Genomic DNA, 26,713 nt, shown 5'->3' with positions numbered 1-26,713 from the left:
TCTACCATCAATCAATGAAAATAATTTCGATCAATCAACCAGTAAAAATCCACACAAGTTGTTCTTCATAATCTCTTAATGATCTTCTTGCTGATTCGTCACCAGCAAGCTAGGTCGGCTATATTACTCTCTATCTCTAGAAAGTCAACCAGTAATGAAAACTATTTTTAAACTTTCTTTCTAAAACCCAACTTAGTCAATCTTAACTAAGCTACTGTTTTATCAGAAGTTTTAATCTTCATCACCGCCGATGGATGTGCATTCTACAGGATTTCAGGAGGCTTGCAACACTTCTTGCAAAGATTTTTTATCGTGTGTTTATTTTTCAAACCAATAAAAATATAAGTAATTGTTATATATAGTTAATTTATTTTCATTGTTTTTGAATTTTATTGAGCACATTCAATAAACCCCCTCCACAAACACAATAAGATATTGTTTTATTTCAATTTAAATTATAAAAATCTTTATCACATGACTTATATCGTTCAATTCACATTCTATTCTTGTTTGATTCTTCATCAACCTGGCGTTTATATACACAAAACTTGTTTTATCCGGTCTTCATCCAAGATACATAGGCCCTATTTAAATATGGAAATATTGATTGCAACGCTAAAAATTAAAAAGCCATCGCTATTGAGCAATGGCTTTTGGAGTACTGAGGAACAATTAGAATTTCATACTGACACGTGCCCAGTAATTACGTCCCATATTATTAAACTGCTCGGTTGTTGGTAAACCTGTCCCGGAAGCCCCCATTTTATTTAAGTGCTCGGTATAAGTCCGGTTTAGGACATTATCGACTCCGACTGATATATCCACGCTATCCATGACATGGTAGCTACCATTTAAAGACAAAGTTCCAAAGCCTGCGCTCTGCTTATTGTCATAACCAACGATATTACCTTCTCGTTCACTAATACGACTTTGACCATCTACTACACGCCACAATAATCCAAAATTATATTTGTCTTGAACATAGCGCAAGTTAACACGGGCTTCTAAAGGTGAAATTTGTGGCAACGGCGTATTGTCTGTGGTGTTTTCGCCCCAAGCATACATGGCACTGATATCTGCGTGAATTGCATCAGTAAACTGATAACCAATTCCAGCTTCTGCGCCTGCAATGGTTGCATCGATATTTCTTGAATCCGCACTATTCATTTTTGCTGGCTGCATTTCTCCGGTATCATTACCCATAGGATGACCATGCCCAGAGTTTGCAGACTTAGGATAAGTCATCAGAATAAAATCCTGAATCACACCGGCATAAGCTGATACCCAAGAATTAAACGCGCCATGATGATGTTGATAACCCAGATCGAGTTGTAAGGTCTTTTCTGTTTCCAGTTGCTTAAATGTATTTGCAGTTATTCCATGATAATCGGTCTTAAATAATTCCCAATAATCAGGCACACGCTCCACATACCCCAGTCCGATATAGGTTTTACCTTCATCATGTTCTGGATGGGTATTTTCAAAACGAATGAAGCCGCTTGGCAAGGTTTCCTGACGGTTCTGTCCAGTTTTTAAGGCATCAATGTCCACTTGATCGACCCGCACACCAGTAACCAATTTGTTGTTATCACTTAGTTCATGACTTAACTCAGCAAACGCTCCATATGACTGGAATTTCATATCTGGAGTGAGCGGCATATTCATGCTTGTGGATGTCATTCCTCCAGCATGCGTATTGCGCTGAGAATCCATCCCGGCAATCAATTGGTTTTGATCCCATTCACTCGTTAGCACCATACGGGTATTTAAAGTACGGCGCGTAACCTGCATTTCAGAGGGTGCTGGCTGCATGTTATGAGTATGCTCATCATGCTTCATCGGCACTGGACGCAGGCTAAAATTATCCATGATGTGGTCGTTATAGTTATAGTTGATCTGTGCCTCAACTTTCTGAGTTACATCAGTCAGATTTTTCTTTTCAACACGTAAACCCAGACTTTCACGGGCAAACTGTGATCCATCCATATCACGACCAGCATAAACAGCTTCACCATCCGCCTTACCACCCGCTAGTTCTACCCAGGTATCTGCATCTGGAGTCCATCCCAAAGCCAGATCTGCATTCCAGCGCTCCCAATCTGAAGGCACAGTGGTTCCATCACCATCTTGATAGCTATTCGATACCGAACGATTGGTATTGAGTCGGACATATTTCTGCTCATCGCCTGCTGCCACTTCAATATTCTGATCCAGTCGGTCAAATGAACCCATCAAGACACTTGTTTGACCACGATAGTTTTTATCATCTTTAAACTGTTCCGGACTGCGCTCAAAAATCACGGTTGCGGCAGATCCAGTATTGGCATATTGAACCGTTTGCGGGCCTTTGATCACCGTAATCTGGTCGTAACTTTCTGGGGAAATATATGAGGTGGGTGAGTCCATCCGACTTGGACAGGCCCCCAGGTTTTCAGTGCCATCGGTCAGGATTTTAATTCTTGAACCAAACATACCCCGGAAAGTCACATCACCATTGGTGCCGGCACCGCTATTCACTGCACTAAAACCGACAATACTTTGTAAATAGTCTGCACCATCTGATGCCGGAATCGGTTGAATCGGCTGTTTCGGATCAGCACGGACAATCAGTCCATTGGCATCATTACCTGCTGTAGAAGTCACCACAATCGGTGCCAAAGTTTGCACGGGCATCGTTTCATTTGCCATTGTGGCTGGTGAATAACAGATAACACAAATCGCAGCCGCAAGTGGCTGTAAAAAAAATTTAGGCTGAGCCATTTTTTTATCTCACTGAATACATAAAAAAGCATGGCTTGAGTCAATAACAACCCAAGCGAAAAATGCAGGTTTATGCAGGCAGTGGCGGCGCTCGTCCCTGAGGAATTAAAAAGAGCTGCTGAAGGACAAACCAGACATGCTTAAAGGTTTTTTGATAAGCAATTAAACGTACCTGAATCCGGTCAAGTACCTGTTTGATATCCAGATCCGGCGGTAAGACTAAATTGGCATAAACCGTACAGTATTGACACTGATGATTGGCATCATGATGATCATGCTGAATATGACCAGATTGGACTTTGAAATGGTGATGTTCACTGGCACTATGCTGTGTATGAACGTCTGTCGCGATAAGAAGCGCACGCGTGATGGTTTCGCAGACCGGAGCAACCTGATATTGCGTCGGTAACAAAGGCTGTAAAAATACAGCAATCTGTAGAAACACAGCTGCAAATGCAAATAGCAGCCCCGCGCGTAAAAACACAGGCCACTCCTAAAATATGCTCATGTCGATTATAACAAAGCCCAATCAGAATTGGGCTTTGTTGGATCATTAAAATAAATTAAAAAAATATCCTAGCGTTTAACTGCCACCTTGTCTTTATTACGCTGGCGTACCAGTTTTTCTACTTTTTCACGTGCACGTTGACGTTTTAATGGCGATAAATAATCAACAAATAATTTGCCACTTAAGTGATCCATTTCATGTTGAATACACACAGCGAGAAGTCCGTCAGCTTCGAGTTCAAATGCTTGACCTTCCAGATTAATTGCCTCGATTTTTACACGTGACGGACGGTCAACTTTATCGTATATTTGAGGAACTGATAGACAGCCTTCTTCGTAGGGCTGCGTTTCTTCAGTCAATGGTGTAATTTTGGGGTTAATAAACACCATCGGTTGATCTTTATTTTCAGACAGATCCATAACAATCAGCTGAATATGACGATCCACCTGAGTCGCGGCAAGTCCGATACCTGGTGCTTCATACATGGTTTCAAACATATCTGCAGCGAGCTGACGAATTTCATCAGTCACATCTTCGACAGGTTGTGCAATGGTACGAAGACGGGGATCCGGGAAACTTAAAATAGGTAATAAGGCCATACTGCGTCCTCAATTATGCCATTGATCAAAAAACCAAATGAAGGGAATGCTTCATCAAAAAATGTGTGTAAGATCGTTATTATAACGCAACTACGCACATAATTTTAGGAATTATGATAATGAAAAAGGTTTTGAAGGGCATGCCATTTTTTAGTGCCTTGGGGTTTAAAAATCAGATGCTGGCACTCGCCGTTTGTGTCGGTGTCGGTATGGGGACTATTCATTCTGCCGAGGCCGCACCTGCACGTAATGTCAATCCGCCGGCATTAAAAGCCAGTGCACCCAATATTTATGTGGTCAAAAAAGGCGATACCCTCTGGGACATCTCAAAACGCTTTTTGAAAAACCCGGTGCGTTGGCCTGAAATCTGGGCCAGCAACAAGCATGTGAAAAATCCACATTGGATTTTCCCGGGCGATCGCCTGTTGATGTGTGATTACCAGGGCCGTCCGATTATTGGCAAAGATGAAGGTGATGGTTGTGACGGTATTATCAGCCGCTATCTGGGCAGCACCTCTCTGCAACCTCAGATTCGGGTTGAATCTTTAAACAATACCATTCCAGTGATTCCACTAGAACATATCAAACAGTGGCTAGAGCGCTATACCCTGATGGCGCCTGATTCAGTTCAAGGCACCCCATACATTCTTGGAACTGCAGATCAGCGCGTACTGGCGGGCAAAGGCCAGAAAGTCTATGTACGTGGTAACGGTCTGGTCGTTGGTCAACGCTATGCCGTTTATCGTGAAGCTGAGCCTTATGTATTTACCGATGCGAATGGCAAGAAATATACTGCTGCACTCGAGCTGCAACAGGTGGCATCTGGTATTGCGGTACGTAGTGAAGGTGAGGTAACCACACTGGAGCTGACTGACAGTTATAACGCGGAGGTGCGTCGCGGTGACCGCGTACTCGCTGAATATGACCCGATGTTACCGACGCTGTTCTACCCAACCAATGCAGAAAGTATTGTGCCTGGTGGTCAGATTGTGCGTGTATTGGGGTCGATTGGTACTGCAGCACGTCATAGTGTCGTCACCCTTGACCGTGGTACGGCACATGGCGTTCAGACAGGTCATGTCTTTAGCGTAAACCAGAAAGGTGAAGTGGTGGCTGATCCGAAGACTAAAGAACGGGTGCAATTGCCAGGTGAGCGTATTGGTCAGGTGATGGTCTTTAAAGCCTTCGATCAATTGAGCTATGCCTATGTGCTGGATAGCGAGCTTCCAATTAAAGTGGGTGCCGGCATTCAGCCTCCTTTGTTAGAAGACTAAGGTTGCAAAGTGAGATGATGTTGATAGATCAGCATCATCTCACTTATTTTCATTCATACCAATAATAAGAAGACGCAAAAATAGGTCTCACTATGTTGAACAGATTGTCGACATCACAAATCAATGCCATCACGCTGTGGTATTTGGTGCAACATTCCCTCACCAGCTTTTATAAAATCAGTCGGCATTATGCAGATCTTGCGGATGCAGTCCATTGTTCTCAAATCGAGACCTGGCAAAAGCTCGGCCTTCATAAAAATCATATTCAACGCCTGAAAGACTTTCAAAGCAGCGAATCTCAAACCCATTTTCAGCACAGTCTAGAACAGATTCAGTTGCACAGTGATTTTGTGCTTTTGCATACAGATGCTGAATATCCACAACAACTGAGTCATTATGAGCATAAGCCGCCAATTCTGTTCGGGCAGGGACATGCAGATCAGTTACTCCAGCCACAAATTGCAATTGTTGGCAGTCGCAAGCCAAGTCCGCACGGACAGCAAGTCGCCTATGACTTTGCCTTTTATCTGAGTGAGCAAGGTTTTTATATTAATAGTGGCTTGGCACAAGGGATTGATGAAGCAGCACATCGGGCTGCGCTACAACATCGACGAACGATTGCAGTGATGGGTACAGGGATCGAACAGACCTATCCTGCTGTACATCAAGCACTACGTCAGCAAATGATTAACCACGGTGGTACAGTTATTACTGAGTTTTTACCTTTTACCCCACCCTTGCAGCAGCATTTTCCACGGCGCAACCGAATTGTCAGCGGCTTAAGTCTTGGGGTGATTGTGGCAGAAGCCGCGTTAAAAAGTGGTTCATTGCTTACGGCACAATGGGCAGCGGAACAAGGCAAGAACATATTTGCAATTCCGGGGCATATTTATAGTGAACATCATCAAGGTTGTCATCAACTGATTCGTGAAGGTGCAATTTTAATTGACCATCCACAGCAAGTGATTGAGGATTTAGCCCTAGCAACACAGTGGCAAGCGAATGCAAATCACTTCAAAAAAGATACTTATCCTGAGCAAGAGCGCACTATCCCGCCCCATTTAATTCATCTTTATAATCAACTCGATTGGGTCGGACAGAGTCTGGATCAGCTCAGTTTTCATTTACAACAGGAAGTATCTTCCTTGACCAGTCAACTGATGGAACTTGAGCTGCTCGGCTTGAGTACTCAACAAGCGGGCATGTATCAGCGTTGTCGTCCACTGAAATAAAGTTCACAATAGGGCTTTGTTGTTTTGTATAAGGTATTCACATGATTACTACCTCTGTTGCTGAAGCAGCAGCATGTCTTAAAGACGGACAAGTCTTGGCATATCCTACAGAGGCTGTTTGGGGCTTGGGTTGCGACCCTTATAATGAACAGGCATTTCATCAGATTTTAAAATTGAAACAGCGCCCGATTGAAAAAGGGGTGATTCTATTGGCAGCGCATATTTCACAGGTAGAACATCTGCTGCAAGATTTAACTACAGAAATGCGTGAACAAGTGATTGAATCCTGGAGCAATGACAGACCAGCTGAACGCGCCATCACCTGGCTGCTTCCCGCGCATCAGGAGATTCCGGCCTGGATTAAGGGCGATCATCCCAAAGTGGCGGTTCGCGTTACCAACCATCCACTCTGTATGGCACTATGTCAGGCCTTTGGCGGTTTTATTGTGTCTACCAGCGCCAATCCTGCAGGATTAGAACCGGCGCGTTCACTGCAAGATGCGATTCGCTACTTTGATCAGAATCTGAATTATCTGAATGGTGACTTAGGGTTAAGCCAGCAACCGAGCCGGATTATTGACGCCGTCAGTGGGGCGATTATTCGCGACTAAGTTGGTTCTCAGTCGACTCAGATATTCAAGCTCGACTAAAGTTTTAAGACAAAAAAAAGCTCAACCATATAGGGATGGTTGAGCATAAAAAAGGATGTGCATAAATCACATCCAGAGGGTTCAGAAATCTCTGGGAGTTTGATAAAACAAGGAAAAATATGTTTAATCATTCTCGATGGACGCATTATGAGAGAAAATTAGTGCAACGACAAGTACAATAAAAAACTCAATTAATACATATTTTCTATTAATACTAGGCAACTTTTAACCAAAATTCAAACTATCTTGCTCTTTCTATTCCAGTTTTAAAATAAATTAAGATTTTTATATTTATTTTCACATTTAAAAATTGGGATTTAACAGGCTATTTCAATTAAAAAACCTTGATTGCTTGCTTAATATTCAAACAATTAATATCTTGATAAACTGTTCCTTAGCTTATCACTTTGCTCTTCCCGGATATTGTGCCCATATAATTCCCAGTAAAATGATACCACCTCCAATACTGTGATACATGGTCCAGGCTTCACCTAACCAGAGATAGGCGACTATCGCGGTAAAAACCGGCATCAGATTCATAAAAATACTGCTACGATTTGGACCGAGTTGCTGTACCGCCATCATCCAAAAGAACGGAGCTAAAATAGAAGGAAAAATTCCGGCATAGATAATACTGGCTGCATTATGGCTATTGATACTGTCCAGACCGAAGTAAAGTACCAACGGAATATGATAGAGACAGGCCATAAAAATCTGGATATACAGACTCAGCAACAGTGGAATCTGAATCTGCCATTTTTTCAGCAAGACACCATAGCAGGCATAGAAAAATACTGCGATCAGCATCAGCAAATCACCGATATAACTGTCGCCCACCGTCAAGAAATGCAACCCCTGCCCTTGGGCCATGACATACATCAGCCCAATAAAAGACAGCAGACTCCCCAGTACCGCAGCCTGTGTCGGGCGAATTTTTAAGACAAAAATACCCACAATAATGGTAAAAATAGGAATAAAGGCATTGATCAGCCCCATATTGGTCGCAGTGGTAAAGTGTGCAGAGCTATAGGCCAATCCTTGATACAGCACCATCCCCAAGGCACTCAAAACTGCAAAGTGTCCAAGATGTGGTCGAATTTCCGGCCAGGCCGCTTTGACCTTGGGCAACAGAAATGGGCTTAAAATCAGCAGTGCCAGTACCCAGCGGTAAAAACTGATACTGATGGGAGAAATATAATCCGCCACATAACGTGTCACCGTCATGTTTAAGGACCAAATAAAAACTGCGGCCAATGGCAATACCATCGCCCACCAGACTGCTTTGTGCTGCTGTGTCATACCCTCATCCATGTGTCGCTTGTCTTGTTATTTAGCGATTGCTATTTGCGCACCCTAGCATAATAGATTTTTCACATGATATTCAGGCAATTTACCGATTTAAGCCTCCTGCTTCAGCTGCTGTTACTTGTATTGAATCTAAATACCCGTTAAAACAAAGACGATTCAGTCTGAATAAACAGGAAATCTAATGACTCGCTCTGTATATGACATTCCAGTCAAAACCATTCAAGGCCCAGAAACCACCTTAAACCAGTATCAGGGCAAGGTATTGCTTGTGGTGAACGTGGCATCGAAATGTGGTCTGACTCCGCAATATAAAGGTTTGCAAAAGCTGTATAAAGACAAAAAAACGCAAGGTCTGGAAATTCTGGGCTTCCCTGCCAATAACTTTCTGGAGCAGGAACCAGGTAGCGAAGCAGAGATTCAGGAATTCTGCTCTATCAATTATCAGGTTGACTTCCCGCTCTTTGCTAAAATTTCTGTGGCGGGCGAAGACAAGCATCCGCTCTATACCACGCTGACTCAAGCTGTACCAGAGCGGATCGGTGAAGGCCCGTGGTGGAAAGATCTGGTCGATTATGGCCTGACTCCAAACCAACCGCCTGAAGTGTTATGGAACTTTGAGAAATTTCTGATCAATAAGAATGGCGAAGTGGTTGCACGTTTTGCGCCTGACATTACTGCAGATGATCCGCGAATTGTGGATGCGGTAAATGCCGAACTGGCCAAATAATTGCTAATTACAAAGTAAGTATGTATTTACCCAATAGATACTTACTTTGTAATTTAAACACAGCGAGTTAAATACATAATGATTCATATAAATCCTATCTATAAGTCGCCCTCAACTTTTATTTTTGGCTATAGTTCGTCGCCTGTTCATCAATCTAACAGGCCTAATCTGCAACGATCCTCGGTTAGATTAACAATACACTTGAAGCAATAAACCATTGAGTAAAAGCAAGCGTATTTTCTATATCAAATGCATTCTACGCGTATGAGAAACCCGTACTGGATCAAGTGAATAGGGAGAATGTAAGCATGCATATCCAGAACTCTCCGTTTCTTAACATCATTACAGCCCAAACAATTTATTGAGTTGAAAACGTGAGTTTTATCTTTATTTTTTAAGCATTTTTAATCGAAGACGGTCTGCGCTTCAGTAAATTTGTTATAACTTTGCAACAATCTTTTTTATCTCCATAGTTTGTCCCTATATTAAATCATGAAATATTTCCACCTGCACCGAGACCCTGATTCCATGTCCAAGATTCTTGCCAATGCCGTTCTTCCTTTTGCATTATTTAGCTCAGGGATTTTACTGATGGGATGTGAACAGGCAGTTGAAGCACCCACTGAGCAAGCGGAAACTCGTAGTTCCGATCTTGACACTGCCAGCCAGCCGCAAACTGGCGCTACCGCACCAACTGAGCTTAGATCGGGCAATATGTTTTATATGGTTCGTGATGTGGCTGACTTACAGCTGAAAGCAGGCAGTTATGTGGAACAGTTGAAGCAGACTCAGACTGAGCTACAAAGTGCAGTAGAAGCCAAGGATACTCAGCAACTGCAGTCCACCGCAACCCAGTTACAACAGCAACTCAACAGCTTTAATCAGGTACTCGGCAACCTGAACTTAAAAAGTCAGGAAATTGACCAGATCCGCAGCAATATCATGAGTGCCAATCAGCAAGTCTTGGCCTCACCGCTGTTGAATGGTGACATGGATTTAAGCCAGATCGACCTGAAAAAAATTGAATCGCAGATGGTCAATGTGCAAGCTGAAATGATCAAACTGGCGGGGCTGCTGATCCAGAATCCAGAGCAAAAATCAGACAGTACGACTGAACAGGAAAATACCTAAACCTTCATCTAAGGCGATAGATCGGAAAGCATCTTCCTCAATCGCCTTATCTGCTTTACACTGTGATTTATTATAAAAACTAATTTAAATTAAAAGCTTATATCTAATAAAATAATCAGGAGTTCAATCATGTCGAATTCAGTGCTGTATTCTGTTGTTCCGGTCGAATCCCGACTTGACCTGAAAGATCCCTTTATTTTTACTGTTCACCATCAGGATCATTATCCACAAGGCAATGCCCAATTAGGGCCAGTTACACCGCCGTATCAGCATGAATATGACATGTATTATGGCGAGCAAATTCCCGGCTTTCCGGAGCATCCGCATACCGGTTTTGAAACCATTACCATTGTCGAGCGCGGTTATGTCGACCATTTTGACTCGCTCGGAAACTCGGGACGTTATGCCGCAGGTGATGTGCAATGGCTGACCACCGGCAATGGGGTACAGCACTGCGAAATGTTTCCCTTAGTTCATCAAGATCAGGATAATCCTCTGGAGCTGTTTCAAATCTGGCTGAATTCCTCACCGGAACAGAAAAAGCAGCCGGCCGATTATAAAATGTTGTGGCGTGAACAGATTCCGCATGTATTTTCAGCCAATGCAGCCGGACCTAAAGCGGATATTCGGGTCATTTCAGGGCAGTTTAAAGATACCGAAGCACTGGATCGTCCACCCCATTCTTGGGCAGCACCTGCTGAAAACAGGGTCAATATTTACCTGATCACACTTGCGCCTGAGGCAGAGCTGATTATTCCGGCAAGTACTGCGAGCGCGACGCGTTTTTGTTATTTCTACCAAGGCAAAAGTCTGGAGCTGGAAGGACAGAAAATACAGGTCAAGCATCTGATAGAACTCAAACCAGATCAGGATATTCATCTCAAAGGTGGTTTACTGGAATCACATATTTTATGGCTAGAAGGTGAACCGATTGGTGCACCGGTTGCCATGCATGGACCTTTTGTTCTGAATAGTGCTCAAGAGCTGGAGATTGCTTTCCGTCGTTATCGTGAAACCCAGTTTGGTGGCTGGCCTTGGCCAAGTGCTGAACCGTCATTTCCACCAGAACATCCACGTTTTGCCAGTTATGAAGGCGGCAAACATGAAGAATATCCAGACAAACTAGACAAAGAAGCCACTCAATAGTGGCTTCTCTGACATCAGTTCATATTATTTTTTCGGGCTTTTGACGACGACCAGTTTCTTCTGCACAAATTCTCTAAAACCATCAATCGACAGTTCATGCCCATAACCGGAGTTTTTGATTCCGCCAAATGGTAATTCGGGCGTGGTGTCGGTAAACCAGTTAATCCAGATCATGCCAGTTTCTACCCGTGACGCTAGCTTTTTCGCCCGCTCAATATCCTGAGCATGGATCACGCCACCTAAGCCATAATTGGAATCATTGGCAATTTCGACAATCTCATCATCACCCTTCGCTACATAGATTTGCGCCACCGGACCAAAGAATTCTTCATACCAGGCATCGTTTTCACGCGTGATATTTTCCAAAATCGTCGGCTGATAAAAATTGCCTGCATGCTCATACGGCTTACCACCAGTGACCACTTTCGCACCATGTTCTACCGCCTTATCGACCTGTTCGGTCAGCTTTTCCAAAGCGTCAGCGGAAGACAGCGGCCCTAAGGTAGTTTCCGGATCGAGCGGATCGCCCAGCTTTAACTGTTCAAAGGCTTTGAGCATCCCAGCCTTGAATTGTTCAGCGATTTTTTCATGCAGGATAAAGCGTTTTGCTGCCGTACAGACTTGGCCGGCATTATTCACCCGTGCCTGACAGCCCAACTTAATAGCACGTTCCAGATCGGCATCATCGAGTACGATAAATACATCATTCCCGCCCAATTCCAGTGTGGATTTTTTAAGATGTTTCCCGGCCTGCTCAGCCACTGCACTGCCTGCGCCTTCAGAACCGGTTAGTGCCACCCCGCGTACACGCTTGTCTGCAATCACATCTTTAACCTGATCGGAGCTGATAAACAGATTGGTCCAGACACCTTTGGGTGCACCTGCCTCTAAAACCAGCTTCTCAAATGCTTCGGCACATTGCGGCACAATTCCGGCATGTTTTGCCAGGACTGGATTACCAATCGCACAGTTTGGAGCGAAGACCCGCATCAGTTGATAAAACGGGAAGTTCCACGGTTCAACTGCCATGATAATACCCAGTGGATGATGTTCGACCCAGGCTTCACCCAGATCGGTTTGATAAGACACTGGCGCTAAAAATTCTTTGGCATGATCGGCATAGTATTCTGCAATTTTGGCGCAGGTTTCGATTTCACCTTCACTCTGCTTGATCAGTTTCCCCATATCCAGCGTCATGAGCTTGGCCAGTTCAGATTTTTGCTCTCGCATATTGCTGGCCAATTTGCGCAGTACTTCAATACGAGTATCGACCTGTTGTGACCAGTCTGACTTTAGGGTTTTTTCTGCGCTATCGAGTGCATTTTGAATATCTTGATCGCTATGGGATGGGTAGTCTTTCAATTTTTGATTGGTAAATGGATTAATAGATTGATAAGCCATGATTTTCCCTTTTTCAATTATAAGTTTCGCTTGTTCAAAACCCAATCGCATCAAGTTATAACAAACGAGTATCTGTTCGAATTATTTAACTTATCATTGATTTTTTTATGGTGTATGTTTGCTTACAGATTGGTTCAAAATATTACTGAGAAAGGGTAAAAGTTATATCGAGCGGTACAAAATGAAATTTATTTAAGAATCGGAAATGTAAAACTAACACTCTCAAGATCAATACTTGCAAAAATTCCAAGCTAAAATAAATAATCTAAATCAGCTGTTTTAAGGTGATGCTAAAAAATATAAATTTCAAATTTTCAGGTGTGTAGTACATTATCTATATACTTGAAAAAAGAAAATTCATCATGAGTCAAATAAAATCTAATATCATTCAAACAGCAGAAAACTATTTTGATAATACAGTTTTAGAAACGACTGATACTATTTTTCAAGAAATTTTAAAAGCTTTTCCAATAGCATCATCAGGTTTAGCTATTTATCAAGTTTTTAGGAGCTATAACGAAAAGCAAAAACTGAAAAATATCCTGGAATTTATAAAAGAAGGTGAAAAGTTAGCATCAGGAACATTACTGAAAATCTTCAAGGATCAAAATAACTTAGAAATAGGTGGTGAATTACTCAATGCTTTAGATAAAGCCTATTTAATACATCAATCTAAAATGCTCGCTCGTTTAGCTCTTTTATATGATGCGAAAGAAATAAATCGTGAAACTTTTTTAAGATATGCTCATATTATTCATCAATTTACATCGTTTTTACTAGAAGGGTTAGAAAAAGCCTACTTATCATTTGAAATGAACAAATCCAAGAAGGATTACCACCTTAAGAATAATGAATGTAACTTTTCAGCATCTGAATTAGAAAAGTTTGGTTTTTTGTACGTAGTAGCTACATTTGGTTCTGGCAATAATTATGGTAGAGAAAAAGACTTAATCTTTTTTTATGAACACATATATAAAAACAAACATGATAAGAACCTATGAACCAAAAAAAACCACCCTTTCGGGTGGTTTTTTCAATCTCAAACCGTCTCTTATTGAGCGCGGTTTTTGATTTTGCGGATCGTTTCCAGCTGAGCAGCAGTTTCTGCAAGAGCAGCCAAAGCAGCAGCAGCGTCCAAATCGCCCTTTTGATTTGCTAGCAATTGTTCAGCGTGTTTACGCGCTTCAATAATTGCAGCTTCATCTAAGTTTTCTGCACGGACTGCAGTATCTGCAAGAACCGTAACAACATGCGGTTGAACTTCTAGAACACCACCAGATACATAGATCAACTCTTCTGTACCGTTTTCCAAAATAACGCGGATTGCGCCAGGTTGGAGCAAAGTTACCAGCGGAGCGTGACCAGGCATAATACCTAACTCACCGCCAGCACCTTTAGCAATTAGCATAGTTACAGTGCCTGAGTACAAAGACTCTTGAACACTTACAACGTCACATTGCATAGTCGCCATGAGAATCTCCTAAATTAGGGAACTAATTAAAGTTTCTCAGCTTTAGCAATCACTTCGTCAATACCACCAACCATGTAGAACGCTTGTTCTGGGATGTGATCGTATTCACCAGCTAGAAGACCTTTAAAGCCACGAATCGTTTCTTTAAGAGATACTAATTTACCAGGAGCCCCAGTAAATACTTCAGCTACGTGGAACGGTTGAGAGAAGAAACGCTGGATTTTACGCGCACGGTAAACAACCAGTTTATCTTCTTCAGCAAGCTCGTCCATACCAAGAATCGCGATGATGTCTTTAAGCTCTTTATAACGTTGCAATACGTTCTGTACAGAACGTGCAATTTCATAATGCTCTTGACCAACAACTAACGGATCTAACTGGCGTGAAGTTGAGTCTAGTGGATCGATCGCCGGGTAAATACCAGAAGATGCGATGTCACGGCTCAATACAACAGTTGCGTCCAAGTGAGCAAACGTTGTAGCAGGCGATGGATCTGTCAAGTCATCGGCAGGTACGTATACCGCTTGGATCGACGTAATAGAACCAGACTTAGTCGATGTAATACGTTCTTGAAGAACACCCATCTCTTCTGCAAGTGTAGGCTGGTAACCTACTGCAGATGGCATACGACCTAGAAGTGCTGATACTTCAGTACCCGCTAGTGTATAACGATAGATGTTATCTACGAACAATAGTACGTCACGGCCTTTACCGTTTTCGTCTTTCTCGTCACGGAAATATTCAGCCATAGTAAGACCAGTCAACGCTACGCGTAAACGGTTACCTGGTGGCTCGTTCATCTGACCGTAGACCATTGCTACTTTGTCTAGAACGTTAGAATCTTTCATTTCGTGATAGAAGTCATTACCTTCACGAGTACGCTCACCAACACCAGCAAACACAGATAAACCTGAGTGAGCTTTCGCGATGTTGTTGATCAATTCCATCATGTTTACAGTTTTACCAACACCGGCACCACCGAACAGACCAACTTTACCACCTTTAGCGAACGGGCATAGCAAGTCGATGACTTTAATACCAGTTTCTAAAAGGTCAGTAGAAGCTGCTTGTTCTGCATAAGAAGGTGCAGAGCGGTGAATTGGTAAACGCGCTTCAGTCGCAACAGGACCAGCTTCGTCGATCGGGCGACCAAGAACGTCCATGATACGGCCTAGAGTCGCTGTACCTACAGGTACAGAAATCGGCGCACCAGTGTTAACTACGTTCAAACCACGCTTAAGGCCTTCAGTAGAACCCATTGCAATAGTACGAACTACGCCATCACCAAGCTGTTGCTGAACTTCTAAAGTAGTTTCAGTACCATCTACTTGGAGAGCGTCATAGATCTTAGGAACGCTGTTGCGTTCAAACTCGACGTCGATAACCGCGCCGATGATCTGAATGATACGACCGCTATTCATTGCTGTCTCCTCAATTCAAAATAATGTTAAACGGCAGCGGCACCACCAACGATCTCAGAAATTTCCTGAGTAATCGCGGCTTGACGCAGCTTGTTATAAATAAGTTGCAGGCTCTTAATGATCTCACCTGCGTTGTCTGTCGCTGCTTTCATAGCGACCATACGTGCAGACTGCTCACATGCGATGTTTTCAATCACACCTTGATACACCACAGACTCGATATAGCGAACCAACAAGCCATTTAAAAGCTCTTCAGCTTCAGGCTCGTAGATATAATCCCAACCGTATTGACGGTTAAGAGTCTTGTCTTCTTCAGCAGCAGCCAAAGGAACAAGTTGTTCGATCTTTTGATTTTGAGTCATGGCATTGACAAAGCCGTTTGACACTAGATAAATACGATCTAACTCGCCTTTATCATAAGCATCCAACATCACCTGTACAGAACCAGATAACTGCTCAAGACTCGGAGTATCACCGACTTGCGTCGTCGCCCCAAGCACTTTACCGCCGTAGTTTTTAAAAAACGAAACCGCTTTTTGACCAATTAAAGCAAATTGAACTTCAATTGACTGCTCTTGTTGCTGTTGAACGTGTTTTACCACTTTCTTGAACAGGTTAATGTTCAAACCACCAGCAAGGCCGCGATCTGAAGACACAATGATATAGCCAACGCGCTTAACCGGGCGTTCAACCATATAACGGTGTTTGTATTCAGGGTTCGCTTGGACCAAATGAGCAATTACACGGTGCATATTTTCGGCATACGGACGGCCTTGAGCCATGCGCTCTTGCGCACGACGCATCTTAGAAGCTGCTACCATTTGCATCGCTCGAGTAATCTTTTGCGTGCTCTTGATACTAGCTACTTTGGCGCGAATTTCTTTTAAATTTGCCATACGCTTAACCTAGTATTCGAAAGCCCTTGCGAGCTTCCGAAGGTTGATTCCGTGAACCAAACCAACACTAATCTAGCAAGTTGCTAAATTAGTAAGTTTGAGTCGCTTTAAAGCTTTCAATACCTGCTTTGATTGCAGCTTCGATGTCTTTGTTGTAATCACCAGAGGCATCGATTTGTTGCATTAACGCAGCATGTTCTGAACGGAAGTAAGAAATTAACGCAGCATCAAAGTCTACGATTTTCTTCACTTCAACGTCAGTCATATAACCTTCGTTAGATGCATAAATTGAAACAGCCTGGTCAGCAATTGAATATGGAGCATATTGTTTTTGCTTCATTAATTCAGTTACACGTTGACCATGTTCAAGTTGCTTACGAGTTGCTTCGTCAAGATCAGAAGCGAACTGAGCAAATGCTGCCAATTCACGGTATTGCGCCAAAGCAGTACGGATACCACCAGACAATTTCTTGATGATCTTGGTTTGCGCTGAACCACCAACACGAGATACAGAGATACCCGCGTTCACAGCAGGACGAATACCTGCGTTGAATAATGATGTTTCAAGGAAGATCTGACCATCAGTAATCGAAATTACGTTGGTTGGTACGAATGCAGATACGTCACCCGCTTGAGTTTCAATAATCGGCAATGCAGTTAATGAACCAGTTTGGCCTTTAACTTCACCGTTAGTGAATTTCTCAACGTAGTCAGCAGATACACGAGAAGCACGTTCAAGTAGACGTGAATGTAGATAGAACACGTCACCTGGATAAGCTTCACGACCTGGTGGACGGCGTAAAAGCAATGAAATTTGACGATACGCAACAGCTTGCTTAGACAAGTCATCATAAATGATTAACGCATCTTCACCACGGTCACGGTAGTATTCACCCATTGTACAGCCAGAGTACGGAGCCAAATACAGCATTGCTGCTGGATCAGATGCACCTGCTGCGACAACAGTGGTATACGCCATAGCGCCAGTTTCTTCTAGCTTGCGTACTACGTTAGCGATAGTCGATTGTTTTTGACCGATGGCTACGTATACACATTTAATGCCAGAGTTTTTCTGAGCGATGATCGCGTCGATCGCCATTGCTGTTTTACCAGTTTGACGGTCACCAATGATCAACTCACGCTGACCACGGCCTACAGGGATCATTGTATCTACTGATTTATAACCAGTTTGTACAGGTTGATCCACTGACTGACGCCAAATTACGCCTGGTGCTACTTTTTCAACAGCATCAGTTAATTTAGCATCAATTGGGCCTTTACCATCAATCGGGTTACCCAAAGCATCGACTACACGGCCTAAAAGTTCTGGACCAACCGGAACTTCTAATACACGACCTGTGCAACGCGCTTTTTGACCTTCTTGAAGGCTTAAGTAGTTACCTAAAACAACGACGCCCACTGAATCCTGTTCTAGGTTCAGTGCCATACCATAAAGGCCGCCGTCGAATTCGATCATTTCACCGTACATTGCATCAGCAAGGCCGTGAATACGCACAATACCGTCGGAAACCATAACAATGGTTCCTTCGTTCTTAGCGGTTGCGCTGGTGTCCAGATCGCCGATACGCTGTTTAATGAGCGCACTGATCTCGGATGGATTCAGTTGTTGCATTGCGCTATACCTCAATCTTTTTAAAGTTCAGTCTTCTTATTTCTTAAGCAAGAAGACGAGTACGCATTTTCTCAAGCTTGTTAAGCGCAGAATCATCTATCACTTGGTCGCCTGCACGAATAACTACACCAGCAATAAGCTCTGGTTTCACTTCTACAGAAACACTTACTGCAGCTTCGAATTTCTTCTCTAATGCATGCGTCAGTAATTGTTCCTGAACAGAAGTTAATGGGAATGCTGATTCAATCACAACATCCACAGTATTGTTATTCTGTGATTTGAGCTGTTCATATTCTGCAGCAATTTCAGGAAGAAGCGTCAAACGGTTGTTTTCAGCAAGCAATGTCAGGAAGTTAGACACTGCTGCAGTTTGGTCTTCACCTAAAACTTTGGCAAAAAGAGACACCTGCTCAGCAGGTGTAAGCTCCGGGCGATTTAGATAAGCTGAAAATGCTTCGTCTTGCACCGCAGCACTGAGCAATTCAAGTGCAGTTGACCAAGAGTCAGTTGCACCCTGCTCAGAAGCGTAAGCAAATGCTGCTTTTGCATAAGGGCGTGCTAACGTCAAGAGTTCAGCCATAATCTGCCTCTCTTAAAGTTTAGCAGCCAGCTGAGTCAGCATGGCATTGTGAGCTTCTGCATCAACTTGCTGGCTAAGAATTTTCTCAGCACCAGTCACTGCAAGAGCAGCCACTTGTTGACGCAATTCTTCGCGAGCAGAATTGATTTCGGTATCAACAGCTTCTTTCGCTTGTTGACGAATACGCTCACCTTCAGCAGATGCTTGAGTACGCGCTTCTTCTACCAACTGTGCTGCACGACGGTTCGCTTGTTCGATCAATTGAGCCGCTTGTGCTTTTGCCGTGTCCAGTTCAGCTTTCACTTGTGCTTGCGCATCTGCAAGGTCAGCTTTCGCTTTTTCAGCAGCATTTAAGCCATCAGCGATACGACGCTGACGTTCACTAATCGCATTGATTAGTGGTGGCCATACAAACTTCATGCAGAACGCGACAAAAATCGCAAACGCAATCGCTTGGCCAAACAATGTGAGGTTGATATTCATTGCAAATTCCTCAAATAGTGAATTTCGGAATTAAGCTGATTAACCTACAAATGGATTAGCGAAGATGAAGAACAAGCCAATACCAACACCGATCATAGGCACAGCATCAAGAAGACCTGCGATTAAGAACATACGAGTTTGAAGTTGCGGAGCCAATTCTGGTTGACGAGCAACAGCTTCAAGGAAACGGCCGCCTAGAAGACCAAAACCAATCGCAGTACCTAAAGCACCGAAAGCGATCAAGATAGCAGATGCAATTGCAACTAGACCTAAAGTGAGTTCCATGATAATTCCTCAGAGGTTAGGTTTTATACCAAATTAAGTTAAAAAATTGTGTGCCCAACCATCCGTTGACAGTTAGGCAATACCATTAATGCTTTTCGCTTGCCATACTCATGTACACGATAGTCAACATCATGAAAATGAATGCTTGTAGCGTAATAATCAAAATGTGGAAAATCGCCCAAGGCACAGACAACGCCCACTGGATCCAGAACGGTAATAACGCGATAAGAATGAAGATTAACTCACCCGCATACATGTTACCGAACAGTCGTAGAGCCAATGAAACTGGTCGCGCCAAGAAAGTGGTCAATTCCAACAATAAGTTGAATGGAATCAAAAGCACTTTAGCAACTGGGTTACTTGGGTTAAATGGGTTAAGTGCTAACTCACCAACGAAGCCGCCAACACCTTTCTCACGAATACTATAGAAAATGATCAAGAAGAATACAGAAATAGACATACCGAGGGTAACGTTTGGATCTGTAGTCGGAACAATTTTAAAGTAAACCTGATGAGGGTCTACACCCAGCATAGAAGCAATCGCGTGTTGAGCTACATAAGGAATAAAGTCAACAGGGATCAAATCCATCAAGTTCATGAGGAAAATCCACACGAAAATGGTTAAAGCTAAGGGTGCAATTAATCGAGACTTCCCGTGGAAGGTATCACGTACACTTGAATCTACAAACTCGATAATCATTTCAATTGCAGACTGGAACTTGGTAGGAACACCAGCATTAGCCGCTTTCGCAACCAACCAGAACAACAAACAGAAAATCAGACCCAGTCCGATAGACCAACCCATTGAATCCAAGTGAATAGCAGTGAACCCCATCTGTTGAGCTTCAGCACCGCTCTCGGCCAATTTCCATGTACCATCTGGCATTTTGCCATAGGTCATGTTGGTCAAGTGATGCTTGATATACTCGGTCGAAGTAAGGGCATGTTCTTCAGCAGCCATAAATCACACCTGGTCAATGTCAAAAAACTAATAGAACAAACGAATATCGCGTGCTGCTTGATATCTCGCCTGCTCCTGAAAAACTTTTCAATTTCTTGTTGTGTCTATACTCATTTTTGTAGACGTGACGCCCAAAACGGAGCGACCCACGACATGGCTTGAACAAGTATAAAACCACAAAACAACGCCACCGCTGACAACGGTTCGACATTGCTTAAAATTAAAATGAAACCAACAATCACAATTGCAAACTTTCCCATTAAGCCTTTATACATGTTCGAAAGAACTTGTTTAGACGCGCGGGCTCCTGCTGCTCGAAACGATTGCCACGAAAAATAACAAGTCGCAAGCCAACAAACGAGCGCACCTAATGCTGCACTCAGGGCTGCGGTTGAGTCTTTCACGACCCAGCCGATCAAGGCTGAAACAGGGATCATACAGGCTTGCAGGAGGACCAAAGCTTTCGCTAATCGTCGGTCAATCAAGCGACTAGTTCGGCTCATTATTTATTCACTCACAGCAATCATGCTTGACAAGTTTAACAGGTGATTATTTTTAATCGCAGGCATTATAGAGTTACACCCCTGAACATGCAATCTTTTCCCGACCTTAGTCGTGTTTTTTTAAATCGGGGCAATGCTGTTAAACTAATCAAAATCTGTCTATTTTTTAAATCATTAGCGTGCATTTAATACGCACTTCTGGGTTTCTGCTGCTAATTGCTGCCAGGCTTGCACAAAGTCCCCTGCCCCGCTCATGCTTTCATCGACATGCTGAAACACCACCGGTTTCAGTTTTCGGTACTGATTTTCACTGGCATGACCTTCGGCCAGAAGGCACATTTTAGGCTGTGGGCGATGATCCTGTAAGAACTTGATTTGTGCCACAGTTGGCGAGACATGTGGATCATCGGTCAGTGCGCCCATGAACTTCAGATTCAAGGGACGTTCCAGATATTGATAGGCATCATGATACGACCAGTAAGCTTTGGCTTTAGTGCTGGAGCTATAACGCTGGGCCGTCGCAAACATGCTTTGCGCAAAGTCGCGTGCATTTTTCCAGTACAGTTCACGGTTCTCCGGCAATTGTTGCGAACGCAGCGCCGCAATAAAGAAGCCAATCCTTACGGCATTGTTTGGATCGAGCCAGACATGCGTATCTACCGTATTTTTTAAGGCCTCACCACGCGGGTTACGCATCGGCAATGTGGTCAAAATACCGGATTCCAAAATAGCGATACCTTTATGACTGTCATTCAGCACTTTGGCCAGCGGTGCTTCATGCGCCTGACCCAACCAGATCACCAGACCGGCATCCTGAATGATTTTACGATGTGCCGGGGTCAGACTGACATCATGTCCGCTCTGATTGGCCAGTAATAAAGTCGGCTGTTCCACGCCCTGGGTAATTTTCTTGGCAATCAGATAGATCGGCTGAGTCGAGACCACCAGACTTTGTGACCAACTGAGTGTGCTGAACAAAGCCAAAAGACCCATTGCAAGGAGACGGAACATGAGTAGAAATCACTTAAAAACGAGAAAATTAGTAAGTGTTATAATATAACAAAAATACAAAAATACCTATGCCCAATCGAAACTCTGAACGCTTCATGTTAAGATTTGAAATCTATTAATTTTCAGTTTCGCACTTGAGGTGAACTATGGGTTCTTGTTCGCACGAACACCACAACGCATTGCACGGCGTGCACGACCATCCCAATGTCGCACAACGTCTTGCTGAAGCGGAAAGTCTTTGTGCAGCAACAGGCGCACGCCTTACCCCTTTGCGTAAAGAAGTGCTGGAACTCATTTTAAATGCGACTGGCCCGATGGGGGCTTATGATTTACTGGCACAAATGAAAAATACCAGTGATCGTCCTGCGGCGCCACCTACGGTATACCGAACTCTGGATTTTTTATTGGGTAAAGGGCTGATTCACCGCCTGACCTCGATCAATGCCTATATTCCTTGTTGCCATCCACGTGAAGGGCATCAGGCGGCTTTTTTAATCTGTACCGAATGTAAAGCGGTGACAGAAGCATCAGCGCAAGGTCTGCTTGACCAACTTGATGCACTTGCAAGCTCGGATGACTTTAGCGCACATCACAGCATTATTGAAATTTCAGGAATCTGTCAGCAGTGTCGCAACAAAGCTTAAGTGCCTCCCCCCTGATTCAGCTCTCCCAGATCTGGGTCAAGATTGATGAGCGTGATATTTTAAAAGCCATTGATTTTTCATTGCAAGAAAAAGAGATTGTCACGCTGATTGGCCCGAATGGTGCAGGCAAGTCGACTTTAATTAAAGTCATGCTCGGCATCTTGAAACCGCAATCCGGTGAGATCAAAACTGCACGTAAACTGAAATTCTCTTATGTGCCGCAAAAATTCAATCCATCGCATAGCTTGCCGCTGCGGGTCAAAGATTTACTGGCGCTGGAAAAATGTCCATCCAAAATCAAAACTGAAATTATTCGCGATACTGGCATTAGTAAACTGCAAGATTCCAAAGTTCAGCAACTCTCAGGCGGTGAGCGTCAGCGGGTGCTCTTGGCACGGGCCTTATTACGCCAGCCGGATATTCTGGTGCTGGATGAACCGATGCAAGGTCTGGACATTCAATCCGAAGCTGAACTGTATGAATATGTGCGTAACTTGCCGGAAAAATATGGCTGTGCCGTATTAATGGTGTCACATGACCTGCAATGGGTGATGCAAGGTACGACTCGGGTGGTGTGCTTGAACAAGCATATCTGTTGCAGTGGCCTGCCAGAAAGCGTACAGCAGCATCCGGAATATCAGGCAATCTTTGGCACCAATCGGGTGTTTTATCAGCATCATCATGATCATTGTGCGCATGGCGATTCTGCTACGCCGTGTCAGCATGATACGCGCCCTCATATTCACCCCGAGCCGGAAGCTTAAACCATGATGGATTGGTTACAACTCCTTTTACCTGCATGGATTATGGGCACACTACTGGTGTTTCTGACGGCGCCGCTAGGCTGCTTGATGCTGTGGCGTCGTATGTCATTTTTTGCTGATACTATGGCACATGGTACTTTACTAGGTGTTGCGATTGCAGGCGCCTTAAGTCTACCGCTGTGGATGGGCGTGACCTTCTTGGCATTATTGCTGGTTGCCATTCTGTGGGTGCTACATGATCCCCGCCTCCCCAATGATGCCCTGCTTGCACTGTGTTCAGCGACCTTACTTTGCTCGGGTTTATTGTTTATTCAACATTTACCAAGTTTAAGACCTGAACTGCTCAGCTATTTATTCGGTGATCTACTGACCATTTCCTGGACGGACTTGCCCACGTTTGCCATTGTGATCATTCTGGCCTTAGGTGTTTTATATAAAAGCTGGCAAGCCCAGATTCAGATCGCGATTGATCCGGATATGGCGGTCAGTGAAGGGGTAAATGCCAAATGGCAACGCCTGATCTTTATGTTGCTATTGGCACTGTTTACCGTACTGGCTTTACGTGCAGTCGGTTCCCTATTGATGGGTGCATTGTTGGTTATTCCTGCTCTGACTGCTCGCCTTTTGGCAAACTCTCCACGCCAAATGGTGATCTGGGCATTCGTGATTGCACAGATTGGCGTGACAGTAGGCCTCTGGTCGAGCGCAGGCCTTAATACTTCAACTGGGCTGACCATTGTGCTGACCATGGCAGTGTTATTTGCAATGATGTTTATCTTTCAGAAATTTAAAAAGCTGAGCTAGGACATGGGGACTAAACGCTACTTTGTGAGTGCCTGTTTGCTCGGTCAAAAAGTTCGTTACGATGGCAAGGATTGCCTTGTCAAAGAAGTGCTCGAATCTTTAGTTCCAAATCAATATATCAGTCTGTGTCCTGAAATCTCAGGTGGACTACCGATTCCACGTCCACCTGCCGAAATTCAAAATGGTTCAGGCTTAGATGTACTTGCGCAAAAATCTTTAGTTATAGATATTCTAGGCAATGATGTTTCTCAAGCTTTTATACAAGGTGCATATCTCGCTTTAAAAGTTGCGCAAGACTTTCACGCCACACATGCAATTCTTAAAGCTCACAGTCCCTCTTGTGGTAGTGATTTGATTTATAACGGATCATTTTCAGGACATAAAATTCAGGGCGATGGTGTTACCGCTGCACTCTTTAAACAACATGGCATTGTTGTGATGACTGAAGATGAATTCTTGGCGCAATTATCACAGACTATTCTTTAATTTATAAAAGCGAAATTCAGGATTAAACAGCCCAATCAAAAATAAAATCGTGAATGCAATCCAAAAGAACCACGCCATCATAATTACCTGATCTTTCGTTCATTCTTCAGATTGAGATGTGTTAAACACAAACCATGTTTTCCAGCCTCTAATATATGCTGCCCCGCCCCACGAAATAATCCACTTGGTTAAAATGCAGTGTAAGACATAGATCAAAATCCATAATGGCGTTGACATGCTGCTTTGCCTATTGTTGTTTTCATGCGATCAAACTAGATGAAATACGCTTAAAAATCAATTAATAGACTTAAAAATGTATTCCATACTGTTATTGATGTACCAAACTCAACAAACTAGCAGCACAACCGAATAATACGGCAAATGTACGATTTAGAATTTTCTGTTGTTTTGGTGACTTGAGCAATCGTAAAACTTTTGCAGCAAGCCCCGTGTAGCCCGCCATCACAATCAGATCAATCGTGATCATGGTCAGCGCCATAATCACATACTGAATCCATTGTGGTTTGGATAAATCCAGAAATTGTGGCAATACAGCCAGTAAAAATACAATGGCTTTTGGATTACTCATATTCACCAAAAAACCATATAAAATCAGTTTTCCCGCAGATTTACGTGCCAATTCATGTTTAATTTCAATGGATTGTAGTGGCGCTTTCCACTGTAAAATAGCCAAATATAATAAATAGCCCACACCAAACCATTTCACCACCAAAAATGCCCATGGCGTGGTCGCAAACAGCACCCCCACTCCGGCTGCCACCACTGCAATCTGCACCAGTAATGCCAGTTGCAGACCCAATGCATTCCAGTAGCCATGTCGAAAACCATAATTCAGCCCACTCGACATCGAGGCAATTGCCCCTGCACCGGGTGAAACACTAATCACCCAACAGGCCAGCATATAGGCAAACCACATTTGGTAGGACATGAACATTCAACTCTGGAAAACTTGCACAATATTATAGGACTTATCCAATAGGTTCAGGCTAAAAAATTGCTTAAATATAAGGCGCTGCACTGTTCACTCTGCAGAGCTTCAGGCACAATATGTGCATTAAAAAACAGGATTTATCATTACAGGAGCCATGAATGACAGCCCAATCGGTAATCTTGCCCCTCCCCTCAGATCATGCTCGCTTTATTGTATTGCGTCTTAAAGACTTAAATATTGAAGCACTCAAAGAAAAATTAGAACATCTTTTTACTTCTCGTGATCGTCTGATTACGCAACATCCTCAAGCACAAATTAAAACAGCGGTCGCTTTTGGTCCTGAGCTTTGGTCAAGACTTTATTCACAAAGCCCTGCGGGTTTCAAACAGCTTGAACCGATTCAGGGTTCATTTGCAATGCCGGTTGTTCCGGCAGATATTCTGATTCATATTGCCAGTGCACGGGCGGATATCTGTTTTGCGCTGAGTCAGGCTTTTTTTGAAGGAATTCAGGATCAGGTTGAAGTTCTGGATGAACGTGTCTGCTTCCGCTATTTTGATGGCCGTGATGTGACAGGCTTTATTGATGGCACTGAAAATCCGCAATTCCCAGATGATCGTGCTGAGGTGGCATTACTTAGTGAAGATACGGGCATTTTCCAGGATGGTTCATTTATTTTTGCCCAGCGTTATGCGCATGATCTGGAAAAGTGGAAAAAGCTGAAAGTCGATACTCAAGAGCAAGTGATGGGTCGTACCAAACTGGAATCGATTGAACTGGAGGATGAGGTTAAACCGGCAAATGCTCACGTTGCACGTACTGTAGTGGAAGATGAAGAAGGCGAAGAAATGGAGATTCTCCGTCATTCCTTGCCTTATGGTGATGGCCGTGGTGACCAAGGTCTATTCTTCATTGCCTATACCAAAGATTTAACTATTATTGATGCCATGTTAGAGCGTATGTTTGGTACGTCTGGCGATGGGATCCATGACCGCTTGCTACACTTCGTCACTCCACTAGATGGAGCATATTACTTTGCACCGAGTGAAGAGTTGTTGGAAGAAGTTTTGGAAGGTTAATTTA

Annotated in this window: 28 protein-coding genes; 12 read left to right on the top strand and 16 right to left on the bottom strand. The window is 43.4% G+C overall.

Annotated elements, in window-relative coordinates; genetic code table 11:
* Positions 1 to 672: 672 nt before the first annotated feature.
* The 3 genes from FTU45_RS12210 to def all read right to left on the bottom strand — a co-directional run bounded on the left by FTU45_RS12210 (position 673) and on the right by def (position 3,867).
* Positions 673 to 2,760 carry a TonB-dependent copper receptor gene (locus FTU45_RS12210; RefSeq protein ID WP_180076457.1) on the bottom strand — a complete coding sequence of 696 codons (2,088 nt, stop codon included), beginning with the start codon at positions 2,758 to 2,760 and terminating at the stop codon, positions 673 to 675.
* Positions 2,761 to 2,830: 70 nt separating this feature from the next.
* On the bottom strand, positions 2,831 to 3,244 hold the full coding sequence (locus FTU45_RS12205; RefSeq protein WP_005173863.1) for a DUF2946 family protein: 414 nt from the start codon (positions 3,242 to 3,244) through the stop codon (positions 2,831 to 2,833).
* Positions 3,245 to 3,336: 92 nt separating this feature from the next.
* Positions 3,337 to 3,867, bottom strand: coding sequence for a peptide deformylase (gene def, locus FTU45_RS12200; protein ID WP_005173860.1), 531 nt, complete (start codon positions 3,865 to 3,867; stop codon positions 3,337 to 3,339).
* A 119-nt stretch (positions 3,868 to 3,986) separates the two neighbouring features.
* On the opposite strand from def, the gene FTU45_RS12195 reads away from it, so the two are divergent.
* The 3 genes from FTU45_RS12195 to FTU45_RS12185 all read left to right on the top strand — a co-directional run bounded on the left by FTU45_RS12195 (position 3,987) and on the right by FTU45_RS12185 (position 6,984).
* Positions 3,987 to 5,141 (top strand): LysM peptidoglycan-binding domain-containing protein, encoded by a 1,155-nt coding sequence (locus FTU45_RS12195; RefSeq protein WP_180076456.1) that lies wholly within the window; start codon positions 3,987 to 3,989, stop codon positions 5,139 to 5,141.
* Between the two features lie 92 nt (positions 5,142 to 5,233).
* Positions 5,234 to 6,373 (top strand): DNA-processing protein DprA, encoded by a 1,140-nt coding sequence (gene dprA / locus FTU45_RS12190; protein WP_100329712.1) that lies wholly within the window; start codon positions 5,234 to 5,236, stop codon positions 6,371 to 6,373.
* Between the two features lie 41 nt (positions 6,374 to 6,414).
* A complete protein-coding gene (locus FTU45_RS12185) occupies positions 6,415 to 6,984 on the top strand; it encodes an L-threonylcarbamoyladenylate synthase (protein WP_074383691.1) in 570 nt (189 codons plus the stop codon).
* A gap of 441 nt (positions 6,985 to 7,425) precedes the next feature.
* On the opposite strand, the gene FTU45_RS12180 is transcribed toward FTU45_RS12185, so the two are convergent.
* A complete protein-coding gene (locus FTU45_RS12180; RefSeq protein ID WP_180076455.1) occupies positions 7,426 to 8,322 on the bottom strand; it encodes a DMT family transporter in 897 nt (298 codons plus the stop codon).
* A gap of 190 nt (positions 8,323 to 8,512) precedes the next feature.
* Between FTU45_RS12180 and FTU45_RS12175 the strand changes: the two genes are divergently transcribed.
* The 3 genes from FTU45_RS12175 (at position 8,513) to FTU45_RS12165 (ending at position 11,335) form a co-directional block, all read left to right on the top strand.
* Complete coding sequence (locus tag FTU45_RS12175) at positions 8,513 to 9,058, top strand: glutathione peroxidase (RefSeq protein ID WP_180076454.1); 546 nt, start codon at positions 8,513 to 8,515, stop codon at positions 9,056 to 9,058.
* A gap of 528 nt (positions 9,059 to 9,586) precedes the next feature.
* Entirely contained in the window at positions 9,587 to 10,189 is a 603-nt protein-coding gene (locus FTU45_RS12170; RefSeq protein ID WP_005173841.1) for a hypothetical protein, read from the top strand.
* Between the two features lie 129 nt (positions 10,190 to 10,318).
* A complete protein-coding gene (locus FTU45_RS12165; RefSeq protein WP_074383692.1) occupies positions 10,319 to 11,335 on the top strand; it encodes a pirin family protein in 1,017 nt (338 codons plus the stop codon).
* Between the two features lie 24 nt (positions 11,336 to 11,359).
* On the opposite strand, the gene FTU45_RS12160 is transcribed toward FTU45_RS12165, so the two are convergent.
* Positions 11,360 to 12,736 carry an NAD-dependent succinate-semialdehyde dehydrogenase gene (locus FTU45_RS12160; protein WP_180076453.1) on the bottom strand — a complete coding sequence of 459 codons (1,377 nt, stop codon included), beginning with the start codon at positions 12,734 to 12,736 and terminating at the stop codon, positions 11,360 to 11,362.
* A 362-nt stretch (positions 12,737 to 13,098) separates the two neighbouring features.
* Here FTU45_RS12160 and FTU45_RS12155 point away from each other — a divergent pair, with 362 nt between their 5' ends.
* Positions 13,099 to 13,737, top strand: coding sequence for a hypothetical protein (locus FTU45_RS12155; protein WP_180076452.1), 639 nt, complete (start codon positions 13,099 to 13,101; stop codon positions 13,735 to 13,737).
* 50 nt (positions 13,738 to 13,787) lie between these two features.
* Here the strand turns inward: FTU45_RS12155 and FTU45_RS12150 are convergent, their stop codons facing one another.
* The 10 genes from FTU45_RS12150 to FTU45_RS12105 all read right to left on the bottom strand — a co-directional run bounded on the left by FTU45_RS12150 (position 13,788) and on the right by FTU45_RS12105 (position 21,980).
* Positions 13,788 to 14,207, bottom strand: a complete 420-nt coding sequence (locus FTU45_RS12150; RefSeq protein WP_064096955.1) for a F0F1 ATP synthase subunit epsilon — start codon at positions 14,205 to 14,207, stop codon at positions 13,788 to 13,790.
* A gap of 26 nt (positions 14,208 to 14,233) precedes the next feature.
* On the bottom strand, positions 14,234 to 15,628 hold the full coding sequence (gene atpD, locus FTU45_RS12145) for a F0F1 ATP synthase subunit beta (protein ID WP_004280997.1): 1,395 nt from the start codon (positions 15,626 to 15,628) through the stop codon (positions 14,234 to 14,236).
* 26 nt (positions 15,629 to 15,654) lie between these two features.
* On the bottom strand, positions 15,655 to 16,524 hold the full coding sequence (gene atpG, locus FTU45_RS12140; protein WP_004280996.1) for a F0F1 ATP synthase subunit gamma: 870 nt from the start codon (positions 16,522 to 16,524) through the stop codon (positions 15,655 to 15,657).
* 88 nt (positions 16,525 to 16,612) lie between these two features.
* Entirely contained in the window at positions 16,613 to 18,157 is a 1,545-nt protein-coding gene (atpA, locus tag FTU45_RS12135) for a F0F1 ATP synthase subunit alpha (RefSeq protein WP_100355398.1), read from the bottom strand.
* A 43-nt stretch (positions 18,158 to 18,200) separates the two neighbouring features.
* Positions 18,201 to 18,737, bottom strand: a complete 537-nt coding sequence (locus FTU45_RS12130) for a F0F1 ATP synthase subunit delta (protein WP_005173826.1) — start codon at positions 18,735 to 18,737, stop codon at positions 18,201 to 18,203.
* Between the two features lie 12 nt (positions 18,738 to 18,749).
* Positions 18,750 to 19,220, bottom strand: coding sequence for a F0F1 ATP synthase subunit B (locus tag FTU45_RS12125; protein WP_005173825.1), 471 nt, complete (start codon positions 19,218 to 19,220; stop codon positions 18,750 to 18,752).
* Between the two features lie 39 nt (positions 19,221 to 19,259).
* On the bottom strand, positions 19,260 to 19,505 hold the full coding sequence (atpE, locus tag FTU45_RS12120; protein WP_000424060.1) for a F0F1 ATP synthase subunit C: 246 nt from the start codon (positions 19,503 to 19,505) through the stop codon (positions 19,260 to 19,262).
* 85 nt (positions 19,506 to 19,590) lie between these two features.
* The gene (gene atpB / locus FTU45_RS12115) at positions 19,591 to 20,466 is read right to left on the bottom strand and encodes a F0F1 ATP synthase subunit A (protein ID WP_005094552.1); all 876 of its coding nucleotides are present in this window, start codon (positions 20,464 to 20,466) and stop codon (positions 19,591 to 19,593) included.
* Positions 20,467 to 20,576: 110 nt separating this feature from the next.
* Positions 20,577 to 20,969, bottom strand: coding sequence for an ATP synthase subunit I (locus FTU45_RS12110; RefSeq protein WP_005173819.1), 393 nt, complete (start codon positions 20,967 to 20,969; stop codon positions 20,577 to 20,579).
* A 174-nt stretch (positions 20,970 to 21,143) separates the two neighbouring features.
* Complete coding sequence (locus tag FTU45_RS12105; protein ID WP_100329707.1) at positions 21,144 to 21,980, bottom strand: metal ABC transporter solute-binding protein, Zn/Mn family; 837 nt, start codon at positions 21,978 to 21,980, stop codon at positions 21,144 to 21,146.
* A 146-nt stretch (positions 21,981 to 22,126) separates the two neighbouring features.
* Between FTU45_RS12105 and FTU45_RS12100 the strand changes: the two genes are divergently transcribed.
* Genes FTU45_RS12100 through FTU45_RS12085 form a run of 4 tightly spaced genes read left to right on the top strand, consistent with a single transcriptional unit; the run spans position 22,127 to position 24,678 of the window.
* Positions 22,127 to 22,624: a transcriptional repressor gene (locus tag FTU45_RS12100; protein WP_180076451.1), complete on the top strand. Its 498-nt coding sequence runs from the start codon at positions 22,127 to 22,129 to the stop codon at positions 22,622 to 22,624.
* Positions 22,606 to 23,388, top strand: a complete 783-nt coding sequence (znuC, locus tag FTU45_RS12095; protein ID WP_005173813.1) for a zinc ABC transporter ATP-binding protein ZnuC — start codon at positions 22,606 to 22,608, stop codon at positions 23,386 to 23,388. Before FTU45_RS12100 ends, znuC begins: the two co-directional genes overlap by 19 nt.
* A 3-nt stretch (positions 23,389 to 23,391) precedes the next feature.
* Positions 23,392 to 24,192: a zinc ABC transporter permease subunit ZnuB gene (gene znuB, locus FTU45_RS12090; RefSeq protein WP_100329705.1), complete on the top strand. Its 801-nt coding sequence runs from the start codon at positions 23,392 to 23,394 to the stop codon at positions 24,190 to 24,192.
* 3 nt (positions 24,193 to 24,195) lie between these two features.
* Positions 24,196 to 24,678, top strand: coding sequence for a DUF523 domain-containing protein (locus tag FTU45_RS12085; protein WP_005094567.1), 483 nt, complete (start codon positions 24,196 to 24,198; stop codon positions 24,676 to 24,678).
* A 328-nt stretch (positions 24,679 to 25,006) separates the two neighbouring features.
* On the opposite strand, the gene FTU45_RS12080 is transcribed toward FTU45_RS12085, so the two are convergent.
* Positions 25,007 to 25,627, bottom strand: coding sequence for a LysE family transporter (locus FTU45_RS12080; protein ID WP_005094568.1), 621 nt, complete (start codon positions 25,625 to 25,627; stop codon positions 25,007 to 25,009).
* A 161-nt stretch (positions 25,628 to 25,788) separates the two neighbouring features.
* On the opposite strand from FTU45_RS12080, the gene FTU45_RS12075 reads away from it, so the two are divergent.
* Positions 25,789 to 26,709 carry a Dyp-type peroxidase gene (locus tag FTU45_RS12075; protein WP_005094570.1) on the top strand — a complete coding sequence of 307 codons (921 nt, stop codon included), beginning with the start codon at positions 25,789 to 25,791 and terminating at the stop codon, positions 26,707 to 26,709.
* The last annotated feature ends 4 nt before the right edge of the window (positions 26,710 to 26,713 follow it).

This window comes from Acinetobacter sp. YH12106 (genome assembly GCF_013418995.1).
In the GTDB taxonomy this organism is placed as follows: domain Bacteria; phylum Pseudomonadota; class Gammaproteobacteria; order Pseudomonadales; family Moraxellaceae; genus Acinetobacter; species Acinetobacter pseudolwoffii.
Note: the sequence above shows the minus strand (reverse complement) of the source record. Positions and strands in the feature narration are given on the sequence as shown.